Origin of the sequence: Pontibacter harenae (genome assembly GCF_020907245.1) — a bacterium.
Classification (GTDB): Bacteria; Bacteroidota; Bacteroidia; order Cytophagales; family Hymenobacteraceae; genus Pontibacter; species Pontibacter harenae.
On sequence record NZ_JAJJWH010000002.1, the window covers coordinates 189707 to 215739 of the forward strand.

28 protein-coding genes are annotated in these 26033 nt (G+C 43.4%); 15 read left to right on the forward strand and 13 right to left on the reverse strand.

Translation table 11 applies throughout. The features are described from left to right. The 7 genes from LN893_RS02160 to LN893_RS02190 form a co-directional block, all read right to left on the reverse strand. Positions 1-768 (reverse strand): TatD family hydrolase, encoded by a 768-nt coding sequence (locus tag LN893_RS02160; RefSeq protein ID WP_229967834.1) that lies wholly within the window; start codon positions 766-768, stop codon positions 1-3. A gap of 240 nt (positions 769-1008) precedes the next feature. Beyond that, complete coding sequence (locus LN893_RS02165) at positions 1009-2100, reverse strand: glycosyltransferase (RefSeq protein WP_229967837.1); 1092 nt, start codon at positions 2098-2100, stop codon at positions 1009-1011. Then, complete coding sequence (locus LN893_RS02170; RefSeq protein WP_229967839.1) at positions 2097-2732, reverse strand: polysaccharide deacetylase family protein; 636 nt, start codon at positions 2730-2732, stop codon at positions 2097-2099. Before LN893_RS02170 ends, LN893_RS02165 begins: the two co-directional genes overlap by 4 nt. Before the next feature lie 124 nt (positions 2733-2856). Beyond that, positions 2857-4080 (reverse strand): GAF domain-containing SpoIIE family protein phosphatase, encoded by a 1224-nt coding sequence (locus LN893_RS02175; protein WP_229967841.1) that lies wholly within the window; start codon positions 4078-4080, stop codon positions 2857-2859. A gap of 347 nt (positions 4081-4427) precedes the next feature. Further along, complete coding sequence (locus LN893_RS02180) at positions 4428-4685, reverse strand: hypothetical protein (RefSeq protein ID WP_229967843.1); 258 nt, start codon at positions 4683-4685, stop codon at positions 4428-4430. Then, positions 4682-5815, reverse strand: coding sequence for a glycosyltransferase family 2 protein (locus LN893_RS02185; protein ID WP_500797090.1), 1134 nt, complete (start codon positions 5813-5815; stop codon positions 4682-4684). The genes LN893_RS02180 and LN893_RS02185 overlap by 4 nt, the downstream gene beginning before the upstream one ends. Beyond that, positions 5812-6801, reverse strand: coding sequence for a lysylphosphatidylglycerol synthase domain-containing protein (locus LN893_RS02190; protein ID WP_229967847.1), 990 nt, complete (start codon positions 6799-6801; stop codon positions 5812-5814). Before LN893_RS02190 ends, LN893_RS02185 begins: the two co-directional genes overlap by 4 nt. Before the next feature lie 23 nt (positions 6802-6824). Between LN893_RS02190 and ruvC the strand changes: the two genes are divergently transcribed. The 4 genes from ruvC (at position 6825) to LN893_RS02210 (ending at position 10437) form a co-directional block, all read left to right on the forward strand. Continuing rightward, positions 6825-7397 (forward strand): crossover junction endodeoxyribonuclease RuvC, encoded by a 573-nt coding sequence (gene ruvC / locus LN893_RS02195; protein ID WP_255709835.1) that lies wholly within the window; start codon positions 6825-6827, stop codon positions 7395-7397. Positions 7398-7827: 430 nt separating this feature from the next. Next, positions 7828-8646 carry an MlaE family ABC transporter permease gene (locus LN893_RS02200; RefSeq protein ID WP_229967849.1) on the forward strand — a complete coding sequence of 273 codons (819 nt, stop codon included), beginning with the start codon at positions 7828-7830 and terminating at the stop codon, positions 8644-8646. A gap of 12 nt (positions 8647-8658) precedes the next feature. Next, on the forward strand, positions 8659-9432 hold the full coding sequence (locus LN893_RS02205) for an ABC transporter ATP-binding protein (protein WP_229967851.1): 774 nt from the start codon (positions 8659-8661) through the stop codon (positions 9430-9432). Beyond that, positions 9433-10437 (forward strand): MlaD family protein, encoded by a 1005-nt coding sequence (locus tag LN893_RS02210; protein ID WP_229967853.1) that lies wholly within the window; start codon positions 9433-9435, stop codon positions 10435-10437. It abuts the gene before it with no gap. A 171-nt stretch (positions 10438-10608) separates the two neighbouring features. Here the strand turns inward: LN893_RS02210 and LN893_RS02215 are convergent, their stop codons facing one another. The 5 genes from LN893_RS02215 to rsmA form a co-directional block, all read right to left on the reverse strand. After that, on the reverse strand, positions 10609-11001 hold the full coding sequence (locus LN893_RS02215; protein ID WP_229967855.1) for an HIT family protein: 393 nt from the start codon (positions 10999-11001) through the stop codon (positions 10609-10611). A gap of 3 nt (positions 11002-11004) precedes the next feature. Then, entirely contained in the window at positions 11005-11478 is a 474-nt protein-coding gene (gene greA, locus LN893_RS02220) for a transcription elongation factor GreA (RefSeq protein ID WP_229967857.1), read from the reverse strand. A gap of 500 nt (positions 11479-11978) precedes the next feature. After that, positions 11979-12929: an NAD(P)-dependent oxidoreductase gene (locus LN893_RS02225; protein WP_229967859.1), complete on the reverse strand. Its 951-nt coding sequence runs from the start codon at positions 12927-12929 to the stop codon at positions 11979-11981. 171 nt (positions 12930-13100) lie between these two features. Continuing rightward, a complete protein-coding gene (gene mgtE, locus LN893_RS02230; RefSeq protein ID WP_229967860.1) occupies positions 13101-14453 on the reverse strand; it encodes a magnesium transporter in 1353 nt (450 codons plus the stop codon). A 4-nt stretch (positions 14454-14457) separates the two neighbouring features. Next, entirely contained in the window at positions 14458-15237 is a 780-nt protein-coding gene (gene rsmA / locus LN893_RS02235; RefSeq protein WP_229967862.1) for a 16S rRNA (adenine(1518)-N(6)/adenine(1519)-N(6))-dimethyltransferase RsmA, read from the reverse strand. Positions 15238-15394: 157 nt separating this feature from the next. Between rsmA and LN893_RS02240 the strand changes: the two genes are divergently transcribed. The 11 genes from LN893_RS02240 (at position 15395) to LN893_RS02290 (ending at position 25161) form a co-directional block, all read left to right on the forward strand. Then, positions 15395-16831 carry a leucyl aminopeptidase family protein gene (locus LN893_RS02240; protein ID WP_229967864.1) on the forward strand — a complete coding sequence of 479 codons (1437 nt, stop codon included), beginning with the start codon at positions 15395-15397 and terminating at the stop codon, positions 16829-16831. A gap of 3 nt (positions 16832-16834) precedes the next feature. Next, the gene (gene pdxA / locus LN893_RS02245; RefSeq protein ID WP_229967866.1) at positions 16835-17857 is read left to right on the forward strand and encodes a 4-hydroxythreonine-4-phosphate dehydrogenase PdxA; all 1023 of its coding nucleotides are present in this window, start codon (positions 16835-16837) and stop codon (positions 17855-17857) included. A gap of 67 nt (positions 17858-17924) precedes the next feature. Beyond that, entirely contained in the window at positions 17925-18482 is a 558-nt protein-coding gene (locus LN893_RS02250) for a YceD family protein (RefSeq protein ID WP_229967868.1), read from the forward strand. Positions 18483-18534: 52 nt separating this feature from the next. After that, complete coding sequence (gene rpmF / locus LN893_RS02255; RefSeq protein ID WP_229967870.1) at positions 18535-18732, forward strand: 50S ribosomal protein L32; 198 nt, start codon at positions 18535-18537, stop codon at positions 18730-18732. A gap of 49 nt (positions 18733-18781) precedes the next feature. Beyond that, positions 18782-19723, forward strand: a complete 942-nt coding sequence (plsX, locus tag LN893_RS02260) for a phosphate acyltransferase PlsX (RefSeq protein ID WP_229967872.1) — start codon at positions 18782-18784, stop codon at positions 19721-19723. 134 nt (positions 19724-19857) lie between these two features. Beyond that, positions 19858-20856: a beta-ketoacyl-ACP synthase III gene (locus tag LN893_RS02265; RefSeq protein WP_229967874.1), complete on the forward strand. Its 999-nt coding sequence runs from the start codon at positions 19858-19860 to the stop codon at positions 20854-20856. 253 nt (positions 20857-21109) lie between these two features. Then, positions 21110-21598, forward strand: coding sequence for a GAF domain-containing protein (locus LN893_RS02270; RefSeq protein ID WP_229967876.1), 489 nt, complete (start codon positions 21110-21112; stop codon positions 21596-21598). A 259-nt stretch (positions 21599-21857) separates the two neighbouring features. After that, entirely contained in the window at positions 21858-22421 is a 564-nt protein-coding gene (gene efp, locus LN893_RS02275) for an elongation factor P (protein ID WP_229967878.1), read from the forward strand. Positions 22422-22424: 3 nt separating this feature from the next. Then, a complete protein-coding gene (gene accB, locus LN893_RS02280) occupies positions 22425-22919 on the forward strand; it encodes an acetyl-CoA carboxylase biotin carboxyl carrier protein (RefSeq protein WP_229967879.1) in 495 nt (164 codons plus the stop codon). A 128-nt stretch (positions 22920-23047) separates the two neighbouring features. After that, positions 23048-24394, forward strand: a complete 1347-nt coding sequence (gene accC / locus LN893_RS02285; RefSeq protein ID WP_229967880.1) for an acetyl-CoA carboxylase biotin carboxylase subunit — start codon at positions 23048-23050, stop codon at positions 24392-24394. Positions 24395-24747: 353 nt separating this feature from the next. After that, positions 24748-25161 carry a TolC family protein gene (locus LN893_RS02290; RefSeq protein ID WP_229967881.1) on the forward strand — a complete coding sequence of 138 codons (414 nt, stop codon included), beginning with the start codon at positions 24748-24750 and terminating at the stop codon, positions 25159-25161. A gap of 141 nt (positions 25162-25302) precedes the next feature. Here the strand turns inward: LN893_RS02290 and LN893_RS02295 are convergent, their stop codons facing one another. Continuing rightward, a complete protein-coding gene (locus tag LN893_RS02295; protein ID WP_229967882.1) occupies positions 25303-25881 on the reverse strand; it encodes a DUF3109 family protein in 579 nt (192 codons plus the stop codon). Positions 25882-26033: the final 152 nt, after the last annotated feature.

Sequence of the window (26033 nt, forward strand, 5' to 3'; positions counted from 1 at the left end):
TTATAGTTTAAACAGGTTAAGGGCATTTTGAGATGTTACAGCAGCAACCTCATCCAGTGGTTTGCCTAGTAACTCGGCTACACGTTTGGCAATAAGTGGCACATACAATGGTTCATTCCTCTTTCCGCGGTGCGGTGCTGGCGCAAGGTAAGGACAATCAGTCTCGAGCACCAAATCTTCTAACTGCACATGAGGCAGCACTTTATCCATGCCTCCATTTTTAAAGGTAGACACTCCGCCTATTCCCATCAGGAAACCCAGCTCTTTTACCCTGACTGCTTCTTCTGCCGTGCCTGAAAAACAATGGAATATACCCTCAAGTGTACCATCCTGTGCCGCAGCTATTATCTCATAAGTCTCTTCAAAGGCATCACGTGTATGCAATATAATAGGCAACTTGTGCTTTTTAGCTAGTTCTACCTGCACTTTAAGCGCCTCCTGCTGTTGCGGCAAAAAGGTCTTGTCCCAGTACAAGTCTATCCCACACTCTCCAACGCCAGCAAAAGATTTTTTGCCTAGCCACTCCTCCACTAGGTACAACTCCCGCTCAAAATCATTTTTTACGTAAGCAGGGTGCAAACCCATCATCGGCAGACACTGAGATGGGTGTTTCTCCTCCGTCTCCAGCATGGCGTCTATAGTAGTATGATCTATATTGGGCATGTAGATTTTTTCTACACCCTCCGCCATAGCTCTCGCCAGCGCCTCTTCCCTGTCTTCCTTAAACTCTTCTGAATATATGTGTGCGTGAGAATCGACTAACATCATGTACTTAAAACATTTTTAGGTGCTAAAAATAGCTCTAACTGAGCGCTAAGTATAAAGCTAAGAGCTGCAAATCAAGAACAATTCTTACTTAGAAACAACTATAAACTAAAAGCCATTGATTTGGAAAAGACTTACTGCACAGGCCGCAGTAAGATAAAAAGTAATAGTTTTTCGAAAATCTTTAACAGGTATAACTTTACTTTAACGATATCTGAAAGAGCCGCTAAAAGAGTTAGTATATTAATAGTTGCGGCCCTTCCAACGAATTTTAAGAGGAAGAAAAAAATAAATGATTAAGGCTATTGAAGTAAAGACGAGGTACAACTCAAAAAGGATATATAGCCACCAAGGTACCTGCCGCTGAATTCTTTTTAAGCTGATGTTTAAATACAAGCTCTGCAGCAAAAGCTTCACACAAAATATGGCAAGCATCACCGAAAATGAAGTATAGGCAAAGAAAGGTAATAAGATAGGATAATAGGCAGAATGAAGTATAAAAATGATCACCATGTACAGGGGCAGGTGCATAGAGCCGCGCATCCAGCGCTTACGCTGCTGCATTAATTGCAGTAGGTTATCAGCAGGTGCAGATAGCGCCAGAACACTTTCATCATAGATGTTTCTTGTGTTCCAGCCTTGCTTTACGAGCTGCTTGAAAATGGCAACATCTTCGGTAACAGAAAACTTAATACTTTCAAACCCACCCACTGATTCATAGGCCTCTCGACGAATGAGCATATTGTTACCCATTGTGCTCACAGGCAATTTCAGGTCAGCGACCACCTGCATCAGCCCTAAAGAGAACAACCAGTCCATAGCTTGTAAATGATCGAAAAGCCTGCAACCCCTAACCGTGGTAATACCTGTCACAATGCCCACGCCTTGTTGCATGGCTGAAAGCATAGACTTCGCCCAACTTTGGTGAACCACAATATCCGCATCTGTATATAAAAAAAAATCGGAGGTGGCTAGTTTGGCTAAATGCGCCAGCACGTTGGCTTTTCCTTTTGTGTCGCCAATGTTTTGAGTGATGGTAACGCAAGTGTATTGTGGCTTACCTTTGATGAAAGCATCTACAATCACTCTGGTCTTATCGGTAGAACTATCGTCTCCAATCAGAATCTCGACCTTATCTTTCGGGAAATCAAGTTGCTCTAAAGCCTCTAAACATTTGATTATTGTATGTTCCTCGTTCCGAGCCGCGATCAGAATACTGATGCGGGGATAAGTAGTTAGGCTGTAGGCATGTGGCTTATGATTGTAAATATGTAAAGCCAACAATACCAGGAAAAGAGAAAAATAAAGTATAAAGTAGACTACCGATACAATCATAGGGTTTCGAAAGTATACCCTTGTGCTGTAAAGTGTTTTAAAAAAGGCGGCAAGGCATACATCATGTTTCGTTTAGCTTTAAGACTGTCGTGAAATACGATGATACTGCCGCTTTGGGTATGCTGCAATGCTTTTTTCAAGCAAGTTTCAGGCGATAAAGAGGCATCGTAGTCGTTGGTGAGCATATCCCACATAACTAACTCATACTGCTCCTGCCTGAGTGCTGTTGCCTGTGCACTTGTAATACGGCCGTGCGGCGGACGAAACAACCTCTTTTGAGGTTCTACTCCAAACTGTTCCAGTTGTTCCTGGCATTGCTGCACGTTTTGCAGGTATATTTGGAGTGGAGTTTGCCAACCTTTCAGGTGATGAAAAGTATGGTTTGCTAGTTGATGCCCTTGTTGCTGTATTTGCAAAGCTATGGCAGGATGCTTGGCCACGTTATCTCCTACGCAAAAGAAAGTAGCTTTTACATTATGCTTTGCCAGTTGCTCCAGTACCCAAGGTGTAACCTCAGGAATAGGTCCATCATCAAAAGTAAGATACAGCTTTTTACCAGCCGCCTCTCGGTGCCAGGTATAGCTTGGCATCAGTTTCTTGAGTAAACGCGGCGTCTTGTAAAGGCGGATCAAAATCGGTTTAAAGATTGGGAGATTTGAGAATTTGAAGATTCAAAGATAATGTGATTACTGAAGAGAAGTTAGGCTTCTTTTTAATAATCTTCAAATTTTTAAAGCTCACATCTAAGTAACGAAACTATTTAAAACGGCAAGATAACAATGTAATGTCGTCATTAAACTTTGCCTCTTCGTTGTAAAGGTTTATTTCTCTTAGGAGTTGCAGGTGCAGCATGCGAGAACTTAGGAACCTGTTTCGCTGCAGGAAATCGATAGTACCTTCTATTCCGAACTCTGTTTCATCCTCATCAAAAACCTCCGTAAGGCCATCGGTATAGCAAACCAAAGTGGCATGAGGCGGAATGTGTACTTTAGTAACAGACATGAACGGAAGCACATCAAAAACACCTAACATCGTGCAGCCTTCGTTTAACAAACGATGAGAATTGTCTTCATACAAAAGTATAGGAGAATTATGACCAGCGTTTACATAGCACAACTCCCTGGTTTTTCGGTTGTAGACAGCCAGAAAAGTGGTGATAAACTTTTCGGCGATCGCATTGCGGTAAATGAGGTTATTCAACTCAGACACAACCGTGTTCAGATCGGTATTCTGGCGCAGAATGGTTCTTAGGCCTGCCTGAAAATTAGACATCAAAAGAGAGGCAGGCACTCCTTTACCAGACACATCAGCCACACAAAAAAGGAACTGGTCCTGGTCTATCTCTATGAAATCGTAATAATCGCCACCTATAGAAGAATGTGGAATGTAACTGGCATGAATGGTTACATCTTTATCGTTGGGCAGATACTTGGGAAATAGCATTGTTTGCACCTCGCGGGCAATCTCTATTTCGCGTCTGATCGCCTCCTGTTCCAAACGTTGGCGGGCCATTCTGTGGTTCTCTATGGCAACCAGCATAATATTACTTACTGTCTGCACAAAGCTCAATGCTTCCATATTGGTATAATATGGCTGTATTTTACCAATCATTACAAAAGCCAGCACTTTGCCGTTATGCAAAATAGGAATAACAATTTCGAAGGCTCGCCACATCTTCTCAACGTTAAGCTTAGCAGTATAAGTTATTTCTTTAAGCTTAAGAATATTCTCTGGCAACTCCTGCTTTGTAAAATCCTGTTCTGTACCTGAACATACTTTGCAATCCCACTCCTCATCGTGCACAAATAACACGAGGCGGCTAATCTGAAGCTGCGCTAACAAGGTAAATCGGTAAATTTTATACAGAGCAGATTCAGGCAGATTATCGTTGATAGCCTGTGTAATCTCTAGTAAAGCGGATAACTCCAGCTTTTTAAGGTTGAGCTCCTGCTGTATGTTAGGAGAGAGTAAATCAGGCATTACAAGTCGTGATCATATAGTTAGTAGTCATGCCCAAGCAACTGGTTTCAGCTAAAAGCAATAACAGTAGGTAGTGTATAAGTTAAGGTAAAACTACAAAAAAAACGAATTTGTAACATAAAATTATTTACCTTCTTCTGTACTTTCAGGTGACAGTGAAAATACTGACAGATGCAAGAACGCACAACCAAAGGCAACTATAACAAAGTGAAACCTGCTAAATAAGCTGTTGTTTGTAGGAGCAATCGCGGCCACAACAATGCTATACATTTGTTAAAAACCTCCTCTGCTGATACTTCACAAGGTGTTATATAACAACATGATTTCCAAAAAGAAACGTTCTATTATCAAACAGAGTTATGAACGATCAATCCAGCTTTGGTGGCCAGAAAGTAATAACTCTGGCAATGCTGGCTAAAGCTTTTCTCCTCATACTCATGCTCAGTATCCTGATCAGGGTATAGGATCTTAACATACCCTTGCTTAATAAGCGACTTTAAGCCTTCACAAAGCTCCTGGTCAGAAAGGGAAAGAGTACTTTTAAGGTCGGCAAACGCCACAACAAAGTAAAGCTCGTCTAAAATATCAAATTCAATATCTGTCATAGGTTCTGAACGTTTCGTCCTTTCCAGGTATAGCGGCCAAGTAAACTGTAAATTGCCACCAGTACTACATAAGGTATATATACGAACTGAAGCGGCAGCATATACAAAAGGTAGCGCGGCTTTCCCAGAAAATGTAGTATACGCTTTAAAAATAAACAATCTACCACAAACTTAACAACATAAGCCATCACAAAAACAGCCAACTGCATATAGTTAAGCAGTACAGCTGGAATAGCCAGAAAAAACATCAGGTTTACCAGAAAAACTGTAGCAGCCAATAGCTGCACCTCTACATTCTGATATGATTTCCATTTACTTGCCCACCGCACCCGCTGCGAAATAAAAGAACCAACCGTTTTGCGAGCCTCTGTGTGTACAATGGCTTTTTGACTTTTCAAAAACGAAATACGATCAGGATACACTTTAGCTACTTTATGAAGCAAAAACTCATCGTCGCCGCTGGCAATTGCCTCGTTACCAGCAAAGCCTCTCACCTCTTGAAAAACAGCCTTTGTGTAAGCTAAATTGGCACCGTTGCACATGTTCGGCTTTCCCAAACCGATAGAAGCACCGCCTGTACCTATCAAGCTAGCAAACTCTACCAGTTGCATCTTTTCGAACCAGGAATGGGTACGATGAAAGCTTACAGGCCCACTGATGAAGCAGGAACGCTTCGTAGTATAGGCATAAGCAAACAAAGCAAGCCATTCGGGTTGCACCCTACAGTCGCCGTCGGTAAAAATCAATAGCTCCCCTTTCGCCAGCTCTACCCCTTGTTGTACTGCTGCCTTCTTACCACCTTGCTTAACATAATTACTCAACTTAAGATATTTAATGGCTATGCTTGAAGTCCAAGCATATTCCGCAACTAGTTGAGGTATTTCATCATCAGAAGCATCATCAATTACTAGTACCTCAAATAGCGCCTTTGGGTAAGTCTGTTGCTCCAGATCCTGAAGTAGGTTTAGTATATTGTCAGCTTCGTTTCGGACAGGAATAATTACTGAAAGTTTTGTAGCTGCCTTATAAGTAGGTGGAAGTTCTACAGAAGGCATTTTTCCCCAAGCAGTGTAGCAGCGTAAAATATACCAACTGTAAGCTAGCAAAGAAACTATTAGTAGAAAGCTCACAGGGCTTCTCCTTTCCGAAACAAGCGAAGGCGGAGCACAAATATAAGCCCTACAGCACTGGGTACTAAAATGTTTAGTAGCCAAAGGCTAAGGCTGGCACTAAGCACCTGTAGCCGCTCCTGTCCTAGTAGTCCGAAAAGGTACATAGCAGACAACTCCCTTACCCCCAAATCTGAAAGCAACGACACAGAAGGCACCACAGATTTAAGAAAAAAAGTACCAGACACACCACACATATACTCCAGCAGGTTTAGCTTTACATTGAACACCTGCAGCAAAAGAATAAACTGCAGCATAAAAACCAGATAACGCCAAAGGGACAGCAACAGCACCTGCGACATTTCGCCTGCGGAATAGTTTCCCATTACGGCCACATACCTCACCAGCTTCTTTAGCGGTTTAATGGCAGCAACTAATGCTACCATTGCTTTTGCATGATATAGAAGGGATAAGAAAACCACATTGATCACCAGCAGCAGCAATGCCATACTAACACAGACACCAGGATAATCTACCCAATACAACAATTGAATAAAGTACAGCAAGCCAACAGAGCCCACTGCCACGGTGGCAGCTAGCTGGCAAACCCTACCTATAAAAATAGCTCCGATGGCATCTAAGCGCTCTTTGCTTTTGAGTTCCAATACGCGGCCAGCATAATCGCCGAGGCGATTTGGAGTAATAAAGCCCAAGGTTAAACCTACCATAACGGCACGATAAGCTCTTTTATAAGATATATATTCTATCTTTTGCCCCAGCAACTGCCATTTGCGTGCTTCCAATCCCCAATTGACAGGTATAAGTACAGCCGCGAATAAATAAAGATACCTAAGCGGGTTCTGAAAAGCTGATTGGAGAATATCTCTCCAAGTGAGAAAAGTATCGGGCGCAGTAAAAATAGTATAGTATAACAGGTACAGCGTGAGTGAAACCAATACAGCCTTCCCCAGAAACGAAAGGAATTTTTTATCGGGATTTATGTTCAAGATAATGTTAATTTTGTGACCTTATGGTTTACCCTTCTGCACTTCCCCCAAATAAGTTGATTCTCGGCATTGACCCAGGAACCCAAGTAATGGGGTACGGCTTGATTGAAGTTACTGGTTCTAAAGTACAACTGCTGCAGTATGGAGTAATCCATTTAAAAAGCTATAGCAACCACGCCATCAAGTTAAAGAAAATTTTCGACCGTGTGCTACAGCTTATCACAGAGTACCTGCCCGACGAGCTGGCTATTGAATCGCCTTTTTATGGGACGAACGTGCAAAGTATGCTTAAGCTCGGCAGAGCCCAAGGCGTAGCCATAGCCGCCGCGCTCTCCCGCGACATACCTTATGTAGAGTATGCCCCTAAAAAAATAAAGCAATCTATAACTGGTAACGGTAACGCTTCTAAAGAGCAGGTAGCCAGTATGCTCATCCAGATTCTAAAAATAAAGGAGGCTCCTAAATTACTGGATGCCACCGATGCTCTGGCAGTAGCGCTTTGCCACCACTACCAAAAAGGAAACAATGCCAAACAAGGAGGTAAATCCTGGAAAAGCTTTCTCACTGATAATCCTGATCGCCTGGCAAGTAAATAGTCTTTTCCACAACCCTTTTAGGTTAGATTATTTAAAGAACTGTCGCCACCTATATTACTAAATATCTTTTGTTTATGCGCTTTCAAGCGGAGCGTATGGAGCTGCACTTAACGATTATAGTAACGGATACCAAAGCAAATCCACCTTCTTGTAAGGTGGCTTTTGCTTTGGTATCCCTGAGTCAAAACCTACAGCACATCCCCTACGCCAACTCAAATTAAAAAATATCAAAAGGCTTATTTTTCCGTTATAACTGACAGTATTGTTCTAACACTATTTCTTTTTTGTAACTTTTGCCCGCATAATAATCAACAAGAGCCATGTTTCTAAACCTTGTGCTTCACCGAAACCGTATGTGGAGGTAGATATTTAAGCGGTTATACCGTTTAGCAGATATCATCTGATGAATTTTGGCTTTCTATAGCAGCTAATGAACCAAAGTAATAACAACAACTTAAACGAACCCCAAAAACGCAAATATGTGCTCTCCAGAAGACTGGATCGTGCATTTTTGGAACTGTACAATATATATGCGTTCGTTGCTCGCTTCTTTAAGGAGGTATTTTTACCGCCCTATGAATTCAAAGAAATAATTAAGCAGTGTTATGAAGTAGGCGTACGTTCGCTTCCGCTAGTTTCTGTTACAGCCTTCATCATCGGTATTGTTTTCACAAACCAGTCCAGGCCTTCGCTTGCCGACTTTGGAGCCACAGCCTTACTTCCAGCCCTTATTTCGGTTGCCATCATAAGAGCCATTGGCCCACTGGTAACAGCCATTATCACCTCTGGTAGGGTTGGGTCAAGTATAGGAGCCGAGATAGGATCTATGCGCGTTACGGAGCAAATAGACGCAATGGAAGTATCAGCTACTAACCCTTTTAAGTTTTTAGTAGTCAGCAGAGTGCTCGCCACTACTTTCATGATTCCAGCTTTAACGATGTACACCACGCTGCTAGCTCTGTTGGGCGGCTACTTAAACGTACACCAAAACGAGCAAACAACCTTAATTACGTTCTTTTCGCAGGTATTCGAGGCTATCACCTTTTTGGATATAGTCGCATCATCCGTAAAATCGGTGCTATTTGGTTTTACCATTGGCATGGTTGGCTGTTATAAAGGCTACAATTCATCTAAAGGTACAGAGGGCGTGGGTAAGGCTGCCAATACATCTGTTGTAACGGCTATGTTCCTCATTTTTGTGGAAGAGCTTTTGGTTATGCAAGTTATAAACGCTGTAAGAGGCATATAACCTCAGGTATTTATGAAAAAAATTAACCCTAATATAAACCGAGACAAAAAGGCTATCGAGATCAGAGGGCTACAAAAAGCTTTCGATGATTTCGAAGTTCTTAAAGGCGTTGACTTGGATCTTTACCAAGGCGAAAACCTGGTTGTGCTTGGTCGTTCGGGCACAGGTAAGTCTGTCTTAATTAAAATCATCTCAGGCTTGCTGAAAGCGGATTCTGGTATCGTGAACGTATTAGGTAAGGATGTCTGCTGCTTAACGTCGAAGGAAATGGACGCCCTGCGCCTGAAGATTGGTTTCTCTTTTCAGAATAGCGCGTTGTATGATAGCATGACTGTAAAAGAGAACCTTGAATTTCCGCTGGTTCGGCACGCCAAACACATGACGCAGAAAGAGCGCGACGACCTGATAGATGTTATACTGGATGCCGTTGGTCTGGCACAAACAATCGATCAGATGCCTTCTGAGTTATCTGGGGGGCAGCGGAAACGCATTGGCATAGCACGCACACTTATTCTGCGCCCAGAAATAATGCTGTACGATGAACCGACGGCTGGTCTGGACCCAATTACGTGCATAGACATAAACAATCTAATAAATGAGGTACAGCGCAGGTTTAACACCTCCTCTATTATCATTACCCACGACCTTACCTGTGCCCGTGCTGTAGGCGACCGACTGGTCATGCTGCTAGATGGACAGTTTCAGCGGGACGGCACTTTTGAGGAAGTTTTCAATTCAGAAGACAAGCGTGTAAAAGCATTCTATAACTACAACTTTACAGACTAAATGGGTACTGCAGAAAATAAACGTTCCGTGTTAGTAGGCATTTTCGTCCTGCTGGCAATTACAATACTTTTGGTAGGCATTTTTACATTGGGTGGGCAGCAAAAGCGCTTCAGCAGTAGCATTACTCTAACTGCCGTGTTCGATGATGTAGGTGGCCTTAAACCAGGAAACAACGTCTGGTTTTCGGGTGTTAAAATCGGAACTGTCAAAAACATCAGCCTCTTCGGAAGTTCTCAGGTACTGGTAACCTTAAACGTTGAGGAAAGTGTACAGGAATATATTCGAGAGAATGCTGTTGCACGCATCAGTTCTGAAAGCTTTATCGGTAACAAAAACATTGTTATTGAGGGTGGCACACAAGAAGCATCTCCTGTAGAGGATGGCGCTAGAATTATGGCAGAAAACCCACTAGACACCGATGCGTTGATCGAGAAGCTTCAGGAGAATAACAACAACCTTGTGGCCATTACGGGTAACCTGAAACAGCTGACAGGCAATCTGGTGAAGGGCCAGGGAACCATTGGCAGGCTTTTAACGGATTCTACCATGGCTGACGATTTAGGAGCGATGGTTGCTAACCTGCAAAGAACCTCCCAAAACAGTGTAGCCGCATCCAGATCTTTAAATCAATTTACTTCTAAGCTTAACACGCCTGGCGGTTTGGCTAACCAGGTTTTAACAGACACAACGGTTTATAGCCAATTGAGGCAATCGATGGCTCAGCTACAAGAGGCAACAAATTCAGCAGCGGCCTTAACAGAAAACCTACGGGAAACCAGCACCAGGCTGAACAACGAGAACAATGCACTGGGTGTGTTGCTGCAAGACGAAGAGTTTGCCCGTAACCTGCAAAACACCATGCAAAATTTAGAAACCAGCTCCCAAAAATTTGATGAAAACATGGAAGCTTTGCAAAGTAACATCTTGTTCAGAGGCTTCTTCAGACGCAGAGATAAGGAAGAAGCCAAACAGCAGGAGCAACAACAAGAACAGCAAAATCAGTAATCCACTTTTTTACTCATGATTAAAGATTGTTGCTCTTCACTGATTTTTTAAAAGGTTTGCTTCTGATATACAAAAAGTATTCGGGTTTATAAACGGTGCACACAGACAAAAAGAAAAGGCGCTGGCAATTATTTGCCAGCGCCTTTTTAATGTCATCCTATAGTTAAGAAACTACAGTTGGGCTTTTATCTTTTCCAGCACCTCTTCAAACTCTTCTTTGGTGTACTTCTGTTTGTTGGCAAAATCCATGTCCTGCATGCCGTTTAGCGGAATGAGATGTACGTGTGCGTGGGGTACCTCTAAGCCCACAACAGCCACTCCTACTCTTTTGCAAGGCACTGCCTTCTCTACTGCCGCAGCTACTCTTTTGGCAAAAGACATCAGGCCCAAGTATAGTTCATCATCCAAATCGAAGATGTAATCAATCTGCTGCTTCGGTATTACCAAGGTGTGGCCTTTAGTAGTCGGGAATACGTCCAGAAAAGCAAGGTAGCGGTCGTCTTCTGCTATTTTATAGGCAGGAATCTCACCATTTACAATCTTTGTGAATATCGAAGCTTCCATAGGTTAACGGCTGATTTCTAAAATTTCAAACTCTATCTTACCTGCTGGTATGGTAATTTCGGCTTTGTCGCCCACGCTCTTGCCCAACAGTCCTTTGCCAATCGGAGATTTTACAGAAATTTTTCCAGCAGCCAAATCAGCCTCTTCTTCCGCTACTAAAGTGTAGTCTACCACCATGTTATTCTTCAGGTTCTTGATCTTTACTTTAGATAGAATAAGCGCTTTGCTGCTGTCCAGGTTAGACTCGTCAATCAGGCGGGCGTTGCCTACAATCTCCTCCATCTTGGAAATCTTCAGCTCCAGGTGGCCTTGTGCATCCTTGGCAGCGTCGTATTCAGCATTCTCGCTCAGGTCTCCTTTGTCGCGAGCCTCAGCCAGCTGGCGTGCTACCTCGGCACGTCCTTTTGTTTTGAGCTCTGCCAGTTCGTCCTTTAATTTCTGCAAACCTTCAGCAGTGTAATAAGAAATCTTGCTCATAGTAGTATCGTCTTCTCGTTTAAAACACAAAAACAAAAAGAACGGTTATGGCCTGCATAACCGTTCTTTTTGCCAAATATGTAAATTTATTTAATCTCTTTTTCAGTAGCAGGAAGTAAAATTACTTTAACTGCTCTAGTTTAGCATATGCTTTACTTTATGAAACATATAAAACCATTGGGCAACTCCCGCTGTGTTCTGATATAAGGCAAATATACGTTTAATTTAATACAGAGCAAAGTGTTTAAGCCCTGATTCTTCTGACGTTTAAACACTTTCTGCGATCGCTCTAACTGTAAATATATACGTTCAAGCTCCGTAAATGTGTTGTGCTCAGGTAGGTTTGTCTCTATCAGTCTCACTTTTAGCACCTCTTCAATTACCAGCACGGCATCCGTTAGAAACACAACCCTTACACTCCTAGGTTAATGCTGCAACTGCCAAAACATATCTTTTCAGCCTTGCAATTATAAAGCTTATGTTAAAGAATTGTTTTGAAGCTACTCACCATGTAGCACCTGCTTGATTTTCTCTACCAGCACCTCGTTTATCTTCACATAAGATTCGTGTGTCCAGCCTGCAATGTGCGGCGTAAGCAGTACATTATCAGCAGATGCAAGAAAATTGAAATTTGCCTGTTGCTCCGCAGTCAGGGTTTTGAGTTTTTCGTTCTCCAACACATCCAGGGCTGCGCCTTTTATAGTACCTGTTTTCAGGTGCTGCACGAGTGCCTCCTGGTCCACTACTTCTCCTCTAGACGTGTTGATAAACCACACCTGCTTCTTCAACCCTTTAAGAAATCTATCATTTATTAAATGATGATTATCAGGGATATATGGAATGTGCAAAGTAATAACATCTGCTTCGGCCTGTAGCGCTTCTAATGAAACCACCTCGGCAGGCACATCTATTTTTTCAGGAGCAAACCGATCGTAGGCCATAATGCGGCAGCCAAAGCCTGTAAGAAGCCTTGCAAAACTCTGCCCCATATTACCATACCCGATAACACCGATGGTTTTGCCGCCCAACTCTTCGCCTCTGTTTTCTTCGCGAAGCCACACCTTCTCCCGCACCTGTTTGTCGGCCCTATTCATGTTTCGCATCAGCGACAGTAGCATACCCAAAGCATGCTCTCCCACTGCCTGACGGTTTCCCTCGTTGGCACCCAATACAGGTATGCCCATTTGCTCCAGCTTCTCCACTTCAATATTATCGAGTCCTGCTCCTGCCCTGGCTACAAATTTGAGTTTCGTAGCAAGCGCAATGGTGTCAGAAGTTATCCGCATTTTAGAACGCACAATCAAACCATCCATGTCAGCTAAGGCCTGCTTTACATCTGTCGGATTTATGTTGGGTTTATACACAACTTCTACTCCTATGCTTTCCAGCAGCGGAAATATATTGGGGTGCAGTTCATCTATAATCAGAATTCGGAAAGTAGCAGCAGACATAATATATATTTGATTTATATCTACAAATTTACAGCCATACGCACAACTTACAAGCAGAACTGCTATGCAGAGGTGAGAAGTTGTTTTAGCAGGTTGGTTGAAGGATGAAAAGCAGATCTATTTCTCGCCTGGAGTTTATTTAACTTAACAAGAAGTTACTCCTAGACTCTGTTACAAATTATACAGCATATGCGCCACGGCAAAATAAATGGTGAGCCCAAGCAAATCGTTGGCCGTGGTAATAAAAGGCCCTGCAGCCACCGCAGGATTGATACCAAACCTATCCAGCACCATGGGTGTGATTGTGCCCATGAGTGAGGCCAACAGCACCACCGAAAATAAGGCAACAGATACCACCAAAGAAAGAGTAAGTTCTCTTCTAAATAGATAAGTGAAGCTAAAAACAAGAATAGAAATGATAGCAGCATTTAGTAGCGCCACTAGCAGTACTTTCAGAATACGTTGGGCAAAATTCTCGAACATTACCTCGTTCGAGGACAAGGTTTGGATAATGATGGACGAAGACTGAATACCGACATTACCGCCTGTGGCCGTTATGAGCGGCACAAAAAGGGCAACAGCAGGTAACAGAGCGATATCTTCCTCAAACAAGCCCATAAACTGGGCAGCCAGCAAGCCGCCCACCATACCAATAATCAACCAGGGCAAGCGCGAGCGGGAAATACGGAATACACTATCGTCTTCCTCCACATTCTCGGTGATACCTGTCATGAGTTGGCGGCTCAGTTCAGCCTGCTCCTGCATTACATCCACCACGTCGTCTATGGTAATGCGCCCCAGCAACCTGCCTTGTATATTCACCACGGGTATCGACTCTAAGTCGTACTTGCGCATCACACTTACCACCTCTCCTTCGTCACGGAATGACTCGATGGAGATGACGTCTTCGTTGTAGATGTCCTTTACCAGCCTGGCGTCTTTAGCCAGCAGCAGCGTTTTTACACTTACTCTGCCAACCAAAATATCTTTATTATCGACAACGTACACAGTATAGATGCGCTCCACATCCTCTGCCTGCCGCCTTATCTCTTCTATACATTGGCGCACGCGCCAGTACAGGTTCACCTTGATAAGTTCTTTTGCCATAAGGCCACCCGCACAGTCTTCATCGTAGCGTAGTAGGTCCAGAATGGCGGCAACTTTTTCGTCGTTGTCCAGCAGAGCAATTACCTCTTCGCGGGTCTGCACACTCTGCTCATTCAGAATGTCTACGGCGTCGTCAGAGTCCATCAGGTTTACATAGCGGGCAACCTCCTGGCTCGTGAAGTTTTGTAGAAAATCCGTTCGTATGTCATAGTCCAGGGCGGAGAGTATCTCAGAACCAACTTCTGGCGGCAGCAAATCCATCACGTACTTCGATTCCTGCGTGTCCAGTTCGTACAGCACCGTCGTGATATCGGCGGGGTGCATCTCGGCCATCGTCTCCAGAATATAGCTATTGTTTTTCAGCTCAATGGCCTCTTCTACCTGATCTATATATTCACGTGTGATTTCTACCTGCATGGGGTTACTTGTTCTGCTCTACCAGCTGGGTTAATTCAATAAAATCCTGCACCGAAAGCTGCTCGGCTCGCTTATCGAAAACAGGTTGTGCAGTAACTTCTGGTGGCAAATTAAACGTTTTAAGGCAGTTTCGCAGCGTTTTGCGTCTTGTTCCGAAACTCGATTTCACCACCGAAAAGAAAAGCTTCTCATCGCAAGGCAAGCTTTCCCGCTCATTCCGCACCAGGCTTATTACGCCAGACTTCACTTTCGGCGGCGGATGGAACACATGCTCATGCACAGTGAACTTATAATCTATGGTGTAGAAAGCCTGCAGCAACACGCTCAGTATACCATAGGTTTTAGAGCCAGGAGGCGCGGCAATACGCTCAGCCACTTCTTTCTGAATCATACACACCACCTCAGGCACCACCTCGCGGTGCTCCAGCACTTTAAAAAAGATTTGGCTCGATATGTTGTAAGGGAAGTTTCCAATGACAGCGAACTTGCCAGGAAAAAGCTTGCTCAGGTCCGTCTTCAGAAAATCAGCTGAAATAATACGCTCCTGCAGCTGCGGAAAATGCTTTTTTAAATAAGCGATGGATTCACGATCTATATCAACTACGGTGGTGCTGTACTCCTGGTGCTGCAGCAGGTACTTTGTAAGCACGCCCATGCCAGGACCTATCTCCAGCACATCCTGCACACCCTGCGGCAGTGTCAGTTGGTCTACTATTTTCATCGCAATGTTCTGGTCTACCAGAAAATGCTGCCCCAGGTGCTTCTTCGGACTTACTTTGCTCACGGTTTATAATTAGTGGTTTGAAGTATAAAGTATACTTTTTGCCTCAAACCCGTTATACCATTTTAAATACTGCTGAAACCGTACTTTCGTAGAAAGTACTGCTTTTCGCATTACGTATTATACTTACTATATTGCAGCGTCAAAGATACAAAGACAAATGCCAACACAACTCAAATACAGCACAAGCTTGATAAAAAACACCGATTTCGCCCTCATTGCACAGGCAGATCAGGTGGCACAGCTCGAAGAACTGCAGCCAGAGGAGCTACAGTATGTGCAGCAACAGGTATCACAGAAGGCAAAACTCATATCGTTGAACCGTTACCTGCACCGCATTTACGTGGTCATTCAGCCAGACGCTAAAACTGACAGTACTCTGAAAGAGGGCCTGCGCAAGGCTGGTTATAGTTTACTGAAGCAGGTAAAAGCCGACAAGGTGGAGGAGCTGACAATAGTAGACAAAACGGCAAAACGCGCCGCTTTATACTTGGCTGAAGGCATCTACCTGAGCAACTACGAGTTTCAGAAGCATAAAACCAAGGACGTTAAACCAAGTCCGCTTAAAACCATAATCGTAGTAGACCCTGAGCTAACTGAGCAGGACATAGCACAACTGGCGACAGTACTAGAAGGTGTGTATATTGCCCGCGACCTGGTAAACGAACCGCACAGTCACCAAACTGCTCACCAGCTAAGCGAGCAGTTCGAACTACTAGGGCAAGAAGCAGGCTTTAAGACCGAAGTACTGGACGAGCTGAAAATACAAGCCCTAAAAATGGGTGGCCTGTTGGCTGTGAACCAAGGGTCTGAAGATCCGCCAACTTTTACCATAATGGAGTGGAAGCCTGAAAACGCCAAGAACTCCAAACCCTACATTTTGGTGGGTAAAGGTGTGGTATACGATACAGGCGGCCTCAGCCTTAAGCCAACTCCGAACTCCATGGACTACATGAAATCGGATATGGCAGGAGCCGCAGTTGTGGCGGGCACGCTATATGCGGTAGCTAAAAACAAACTACCTATACATGTAATTGGCTTGGTACCAGCTACAGATAACCGCCCAGGCGGAAATGCAGTAGCGCCAGGCGATGTAATTACCATGTTCAGCGGCATGTCTGTAGAAGTAATGAATACCGATGCCGAAGGACGCTTAATATTAGCTGATGCACTTTGCTTCGCGAAGAAGTATGATCCAGCATTAGTGGTAGACTTGGCGACACTGACAGGTTCTGCCATGCGAGCTGTGGGTAAAGAAGGTTTAGTGGTGATGGGAACGGCTGGCGAGGAAGTGATGGCAGGCCTGAAAAAAGCAGGCGACGAAGTATACGAGCGCACCGTAGAGTTTCCGCTTTGGGATGAATATAAAGAACAGTTGAAATCTGACATTGCAGATATAAAAAACTTGGGCGGACCAGATGCGGGGCATATTACGGCAGGCAAATTTTTGGAGGTGTTTACCGATTACCCTTGGGTGCATTTTGATATTGCGGGAACAGCTTACCTCCACAGTGAAGACGCTTACCGCGGCAAATTGGCTACGGGATCAGGTATACGCCTGCTTTACAATTTCCTCAGCTCCCAGTCAGAAAAATAGAGAATGGACAACAAGCATAAAACGAGATTAGGTATCACCATAGGCGACACCAATGGCATCGGGCCTGAGGTGATTGTTAAAACATTATCAGATCAGCGCATCCTGAATTACTGCACACCTGTCATCTATGCATCAGCAGGTTTGATGAACAAAGTGCGTAAAAGCCTGAACGCTGATCATTTTCATTTTCAGCAGGCTGCTTCTGCCGAGGCGTTAGTGCCACGAAAGATAAACGTGGTCAATTGCTGGGAAGAAGACCCAGAACTAGAGCCAGGCACTCCTACTCCAGCTTCTGGCAAAGCATCTCTTGATTCACTTTTGGCGGCTAGCAAAGATTTGAAGGCTGGCTTGATAGATGGTATCGTAACGGCTCCTATTGACAAGGATAACATTCAGGCCGAGGATTTCAAGTTTCCTGGTCATACTGAATTCCTTACCTCTTACTTTGATGCTGCCGATAGCCTGATGCTACTCGTGAGCGGCGATTTGCGTGTGGCTACCGTTACGGGACACATCCCGGTAAAAGACGTAGCAAGCAAACTCAGCTTCGACCTGCTCATCCGTAAAATTACCATCCTTACAGAATCGCTGCGCAGAGACTTTGGCATACTTAAGCCGCGCATTGCGGTGCTGGGCCTTAACCCGCACGCAGGCGAAAAAGGCCTGCTGGGAACAGAAGAAACGGACATTATTCGACCAGCTGTACTGTATCTGAAAGAAAAAGGGCATTTAGTCTTCGGCCCCTTCCCTGCCGACGGCTTTTTTGGAATGCGCCAGTACCAGCAGGTGGATGCGGTGCTCTCTATGTACCACGACCAGGGTCTTATTCCGTTTAAAACGCTGGCCATGGAAAGCGGCGTGAACTATACGGCAGGTTTATCGGTGGTTCGCACCTCCCCCGACCATGGTACTGCGTATGATATTGCAGGTAAGCAGCTTGCCGATGAAACCTCTTTCAGAGAAGCTTTGTTTCTTGCCTGCGACATCGTAAAAAAGCGTGTAAGCGAGCAAATGCCTGCTGTATAATATAGCTTAGGTGTTTTATTTCTCAAAATAATATTCTAATTTTGCGTCTTGCAATAAAAAGTCGGTAGTGAAAAAGGAAAAAGAATTTGAAATCGGCATTGCCAAACTTAGTAATAAGATCCATTATTACGAGTTTGAGCTAGATGACACATTCTTTGAACTTTTCGGGACGGAGATTATTCAAGGAGGAAAGCTACTGGCCAAAGTGGAACTAGATAAGACAGAAACGCTGCTTACCTTCCATTTTGACATAAAAGGACATGTGCGCCTTATCTGCGACAGAAGTCTGGAGGAATTTGATTATCCATTAGACATTCAGCAGGTTTTCAGAATCCGCTACGGAGAAGAAGACGCTGAACTAGACGATGATCTGTGGCAAATAAAAAGCAACACACAGTCCATTAACATTGCGCAGCACCTGTACGATTACATAGGATTATCGCTGCCAATGAAGAAGCTACACCCTCGCTTTGTGGAGGAGATGGAAAACGATGAGGATAACGACGAAGATATACTCATCTACAGTTCCAGAGACCATGACAAAGAAGGTGATGACGAGAATGATGAAGACGATGAGGATGATGATATTGACCCACGTTGGAACGCTCTCCGCAACCTGAATTAAGTTTAAAGAAGTATAAAATATTAAATAACAGCAAGTAAATTTTTAACTAAAAATGGCACATCCTAAACGTAAGATTTCGAAGACCAGAAGAGATAAGAGAAGAACTCATCAAAAACTTTCTGAGAAAGCCATTGCTATCTGCCCTACTACAGATACTCCTCACTTGTATCACCACGCTTATGTGGTAGAAGGTGACCTGTATCACAAAGGCAAACTGGCAATCAAAAATTATACAGCGAACGCCCAGTAAGCAATAGCCTACTTTTTTTAGTTCTGTATAATTTAACACTACCCAGTACATGAGGATCGCCTTAGACGCTATGGGCGGTGACTTTGCACCAGAAGCTATTATAAAAGGTGCTTTGTTAGCCCTAGAGCAGCTCGACAAAGATTATGAAATCTTACTTATCGGTAAGGAAGACATTATCCAATCACTGCTAAAAAATTATGGTTATACTGGCGATGGCATTAAAGTTATAAATGCCACACAGGTGATAGAAATGGGAGAACATCCCACGAAAGCACTTACCCAGAAACCTGACTCCAGCATTGCCATTGGCTATGGATTGCTTAAAGCGCAGAAAGCACATGCTTTTTGCAGCGCAGGCAATACAGGAGCTATGCTAGTTGGAGCAATGTTTAGCGTTAAAGCGATTGAGGGTATATTAAGACCCACTATAGCTAGTCTGGTTCCTAAACTGAAAGGTGGATTTGGAATTATGCTTGATGTTGGCGCCAATGCCGACTGTAAGCCCGAGGTACTCGAACAATTCGGGGAAATCGGTTCCATTTACGCTAAGTATGTATTGGAAATAGAAAACCCTAAAGTGGGCTTGATGAACCTTGGGGAAGAGGAAGGTAAAGGCACTGTAAATTTACAGGCCGCTTACCAACGCCTTAAGGCAAACCCAATCGTTAATTTTATTGGCAACATTGAAGGCAGAGATGTCTTCAATGATAAAGCTGATGTAATAGTATGCGACGGCTACACGGGTAACATTATCCTGAAGATGGCAGAGTCTATCTACGAAATCATGAACGAGAAGAACATGCATGATCCGTTCTTCGACTACTTTAATTATGAGGCCGTAGGTGGAAGCCCTATTTTGGGTATAAATGGTGTTGCCGTTATAGGACATGGTGTTTCCAGTCCGTTAGCGGTATGCAACATGGTACTGCAGGCGCAAAGAATGGTAGCCTCCAACATTTCAGAACGTTTCAGAAAAAATATTACCGCGTAAAGCGTTGATTCTAAGAATCAAAAGGAATAAAGCTTGGCATACGCTGTTCAGTTTCTAATTAAAAGCTGACGGTATATGCCAAGTTTTTTTATACCTTGCCAGCCGTATTTTTAACCTAAAGACCTTTTTACACCATGAGTAAAATTACTGCCGCCATTACAGGTGTTAGTGGCTATGTACCTGAGTACGTCCTGACGAACAAGGAACTTGAGACGTTGGTAGAGACAAATGATGAATGGATTGTTTCCAGGACTGGTATCAAGGAAAGGCGAATATTAAAGGGTGAAGGCTTAGGTACTTCTCATATTGCGGTTCCTGCCGTAAAAGAGCTTCTTAAAAAAACAAACACAAAACCAGAAGAAGTTGATCTTCTTATTTGTGCTACCACAACCCCAGACATGGTTTTTCCAGCCACAGCTAACCTTATTACTGCTGAGGTTGGTGCTGTAAATGCATTTGGCTACGACCTGCAGGCTGCCTGTTCAGGTTTTCTTTTTGCAGTGGCTACTGGAGCTAAATTCGTGGAGTCTGGTCAGTACAAAAAAGTGATCATAGTAGGCGCCGATAAAATGTCTTCTATCATTGACTATACTGACAGAGCAACCTGCATCATTTTTGGTGATGGTGGCGGTGCAGTTATGTTAGAGCCAAACACAGAAGGCTTAGGCATACAAGACCAGATACTGAAGTCGGATGGTTCTGGAGCTCCATTCCTGCACATGAAAGCAGGTGGTAGCCGTAAACCAGCCACTATAGAAACCGTTCAGGCCCGAGAGCATTTTGCTTTTCAGGAAGGCCAGACGGTGTTTAAATTTGCTGTGAAAGGTATGGCTGATGTTGCCGCAGAGGTAATGGAGCGTAATAACCTAACAGCAGACGACGTAGCCTGGCTCGTTCCGCACCAAGCGAACAAGCGTATAATTGAAGCTACAGCCAACCGTATGGGAGTAGGCAGCGACAAGGTTATGCTAAACATTGAGCGCTACGGAAACACCACAAGCGGTACAATTCCACTTTGCCTGTGGGAGTATGAAAATCAGATGAAAAAAGGTGACAACATCATTCTGGCTGCTTTTGGAGGTGGCTTTACCTGGGGTTCTATTTACCTGAAGTGGGCTTACGATCCGAAGTAAAAATATTGTTTACAGAGACAAAAAAAGCGGCTTAACGGCCGCTTTTTTTGTCTCTACGGTTTATGATCAGTTCAACCTAAATGTTATACTGTAACAAGAGGTAGAAGATGAAGCATATTTTAAAAGGAAAAGGTGGTTCTTATTCTTAGTAAGTAAAAATTTATATCTTGCTTATAGTATATGCGTAGTCAAACTATAAGTAAGATATAAAGTACAAGTGTTCACAAACACAGAAACTAGTAAAAAACTGCCCATGACTTTCGAACCTTCTTCCGTCTCTGAAATTCTGCAAAACAGCCAACCTGCCGAAAAATGGCAACAGCTACTTGTTCAAATAATTGAAGCCTTTGATTGTACTACAGGTACGATCCATACTTTAAATAAAAGTACGGGTTTGTTGGAACTACAAGCACAACAAGGTATTCCCGAGTTTTTGTTGCCTAAGATGGAAACAATTCCTGTAGGAAAAGGCATGGCTGGTATTGCCGCTGAACGCCGACAACCCGTGGAGATGTGTAACCTACAAACCGACGAATCTGGCGTGGCACGACCTGCTGCAAAGGAAACGCGCGTTGAGGGTTCCATTGCTGTTCCGATGCTATTGGATGGAGAACTGTATGGTACATTCGGTATTGCAAAACCTATCCCCTACGACTTTACAGAAGAAGAAACCAATACACTGATGCAAATTGGGCAGGAAATGAGCCGCTACATAAAAACAAGCACTACTCAGCCATCATAGGGTGCCAAAAGAAGGGGCTTGGGACTATAGCATTTAGCTTGCCTCTTACTCATTATAGAGCTGATTTATTGTTGAGACCAGCAAATGTTAAAACAACGTTTTTATAGTTAATGCTAATTTGCTTTTATCTATAGATATCAGAAGTTAATCCTGTCCGTTCTTAACAACATTTCCGGTATATTAACTAACTTTGCTTGCAAGACAGCGATTAGAACAATATTTTTATCATTCAATAGCACTATAGATATACAACATTACTATGGCAACTACTGCTGACATTAGAAATGGAGTGTGCATGGAATTCAACAACGATTTGTACGTTGTTACCGAGTTTCAGCACGTCAAGCCAGGCAAAGGCCCTGCCTTTGTTAGAACGAAGCTTAAGAACATCAGAACTGGTAAGGTAATCGACAATACTTTTTCTGCTGGTCACAAAATTACAACAGCTCGTGTGGAGCAGCGCCCTCACCAGTTCATCTACAAAGATGATCTAGGCTACAACTTCATGGACATGAACACTTTTGAGCAAGTGGCTTTAGAGGAAAGAATGGTGCCTTTCGCCGATTTGATGAAAGAAGGTCAGGAAGTAACAATCCTATACCATGCTGAAACAGAAACGCCGCTTACATGCGAAATTCCTCCATTTGTAGAGCTTACCATTACCTACACAGAGCCAGGCCTGAAAGGCGACACAGCCACCAATGCTTCTAAACCAGCCATCGTAGAAACGGGTGCCACCATTCAGGTGCCGCTTTTTATTGGCCAGGACGAAAAAATAAAAGTAGACACTCGTACTTATTCTTACGCAGAGAGAGTAAAATAATATATGAAAGCTAAAGAAATCCAGGATCTAATCGACTTCATCGCCAAGTCTGGTCTTAACAAAGTTAACATCGAAACAGAAGAGTTTAAAATCTCTGTTAAGCGTGACCCAGACCAGAAAGTTAAATATGTAAAAGACTCTGGCGCAGCCAGTGCTCCTGCACCAGTAGCGGCTCCTCAGCCACTGCCTGCTCCTGCGGCGGCGGCTCCTGCTACTCCATCCGCACCTGCTGCTCCTGCCGCTAACGATGAGAGCAAGTATGTTGCCATTAAAGCTCCAATGATCGGTACATTCTACCGTTCATCTACTCCTGAGTCACCTTCGTTTGTAAACGTTGGAGACGAAGTAAAGCAGGGCCAGGTGATCTGCATTATAGAAGCCATGAAACTTTTCAACGAAATTGAATCAGAGGTATCTGGTAAAATCGTTAAAGTATTGGTAGACAACGCCAGCCCTGTAGAATACGATCAGCCGTTATTCCTGGTAGATCCTAGCTAACACAATGATTTAAAATTTGAAAATGTAGAAATTTGAAAATGGAGATGGTATTGATCGTCTCCATTTTTATGTCATTCAGGCTTCAAATCTTTACATCTCCAAATCTTCAAATTTCCAAATCTGATATTATGTTCAAGAAAATACTCATAGCCAACCGTGGCGAAATTGCGCTGCGCATTATCCGTACTTGTAAGGAAATGGGCATCAAAACAGTAGCTGTTTATTCTACTGCCGATAAAGAAAGTTTACATGTTCGCTTTGCAGATGAGGCGGTATGTATTGGTCCACCATCAAGTACGCTGTCTTACTTAAACATTCCCAACTTAATTGCTGCTGCCGAAATAACAAACGCAGACGCGATACACCCAGGCTACGGTTTCTTGTCTGAGAATGCTGAATTCTCTAGAATCTGTGCCGAAAATAACATCAAATTCATTGGTGCATCCCCAGAGATGATCAACTCGATGGGTGATAAAGCTTCGGCTAAAGCTACCATGAAAAAAGCTGGTGTGCCGACTATTCCTGGTTCTGAGGGTTTGCTTAGCTCCATGGAAGAAGGTATTAAGCTGGCAAGTAAAATCAAGTATCCTGTTATCATCAAAGCAACAGCTGGCGGTGGTGGCCGTGGTATGCGCATCATCAAACGTGAAGAAGACTTTGAGAAAGCATGGAACGATGCCCGCACGGAGTCTAAAGCAGCGTTTGGTAATGATGGCATCTACTTAGAAAAATTTGTAGAAGAGCCTCGTCACATCGAGATACAGCTTATTGGTGACCAGCACGGGCAGGTAGCTCACCTTTCAGAACGTGACTGCTCTATTCAGCGCCGCCACCAGAAGCTGGTAGAAGAAACACCGTCTCCGTTCATTACAGATGAGCTTCGCGAGAAAATGGGACAAGCTGCCATAGCTGGTGCAAAGGCCATTAACTACGAAGGTGTAGGTACTATTGAGTTCCTGGTAGACAAAAACCGTGACTTCTACTTTATGGAGATGAACACGCGTATACAGGTAGAGCACCCCATAACAGAAGAGGTAATTGATTACGACCTGATCAAGGAGCAAATAAAAGTAGCCGCAGGCCACAAGCTTAGCGGGAAGAATTACTACCCTAAAATGCACGCTATCGAGTGCCGTATCAACGCCGAAGATCCAAAGAATGGCTTCCGCCCTTCACCAGGTAAAATAACATCACTGCATTTGCCAGGAGGCCACGGCGTGCGTATCGATTCACATGTTTACTCAGGTTATGTAATTCCGCCAAACTACGATTCAATGATTGCAAAGCTGATAGTAAGTGCACAAACGCGCGAAGAGGCCTTAGTTAAAATGAAACGTGCATTAAGCGAGTTTTATATTGAAGGAATCAAAACGACTGTACCTTTTCATCTAAAACTGATGGACGACGAAGGCTTTAAGAATGGTAACTTCACTACCTCCTACCTTGATAACTTCGATTTCAGCTCCTTAGACTAATTTTATATTTCTTATAAAAAAAGCCCCAGTCTCACCACTGGGGCTTTTTTTATGGCTCATGTAACCAAAAAAGTCATTTTTAAGTCTTATATTGTATAATCTAAATCTTTATATTCTAGCTGCTTGTAGAAAAGGTATACCCTCTTTTAGCTACTGACACTGTAAGCTTACTTTGTTGAGTTTGCTGCTACACAACCACCTGCATAAGCATACGCTGGTTTCTATTAGTAGTACGCCTGAAGCAGCAGAATTACGGTCGGTTCTAATTACTTGATTTTTTCAAGTCTGATCTACATTGAAAAAAGTAAAATATATAGGTGAAAAACCGTGCTGGGGGAGTGTTAAACTTTAAAATGGAATTATCTAAAAGTTGTAGTTTTATCGTATTAAAAACAACAGGCAATATTATAGCTGCTTTTATAGTGTTACTGTTGTCCACATCGCTGGCCCATTCACAGGGTTTGTTAGATGCTAGGGTACTCACGCTTCAAGGGGCAGTTGAGCTAGCCAAAGGAAAGCAGATGCTGGGTGCAAAACGTGCCGATGAGATAGCTGAAAAACGCTACAACATCACGAAGTCAAGGTACTTGATGGGCAAAGTAAGTATACTGGATTTAAATGTTGCCACCGAAGAGCGAACTGATAAAGCTACCCGTAGCTTTATCAGTTCGCTCTGGAGCTTCTGGTCTGCCTATTACACCCTCCGCAGGCTTACCCTCTACGACTTCGAACGGAATATGGCGCTGGTGCAAGAAATACCAGAGTAGGTGCTAAATAATTTTTATGAAGCAGGTTTACTTGATAATGAACTGTTCCTCATCAGTAAGCAAAATATACATCTCTAATTTCCTGTAAAACAAAAAGCCTGGCGAAAGCCAGGCTTAACAAAATATTCTGTATAGTACAAACTAAACTTTCGTAGGGTTCTCCTCTTCCATGAGTTGCTCTAAACTACTGTACCAGCTTTCGCCATATTTTCTGATAAGCGGCTCCTTCAGGAACTGATACACACGTACACCTAAATCTTCGCCAAAGCTACAGGCGGCGCTGCAAATGCTCCAACGGTCGTAATTCAAGGCTTCAAAACCATCGTACTTGCTGATTCGGATTGGGTATAAGTGGCAGGAAATCGGTTTTTGCCAATCAATTTTGCCATCTAGATAAGCTTGTTCAATGCCGCACTTTAGCATCAGGTTATCATCGTAAGTGGCAAAAGCGCATTCTCTGTTACCTATTGTGGGCGTGGAATAGTCTCCTTCAAAATCCATCACATACAATCCCTGCTCATCTATAGCTTTTTTACCAGCATCCGATAAGTATGGCTTTATAACGTCGTAATTTTGCTCTAGTATAACCAACTCCTCCCCTTCTAAAGGAGCTCCTAAGTCACCTTCTACACAGCAGGCTCCTTTGCATTTCTCTAAATTGCAGACAAAGAACTTATCGCGAACATCGTCGCTTATAACGGTATTTTGATGGATTATCATGATCTAAAGACAAATAGCTTTGGGATAAAGAACAAAAACTGCTGTTTCTGTTAAATAAAGAAGACAAAGGTAGCCAGAAATAAGTTTAAACAGATGCCAGACTTTACAAGTTAGGGAGTGTAATTTAAACTGTGTCATTTCCATATTTCAAT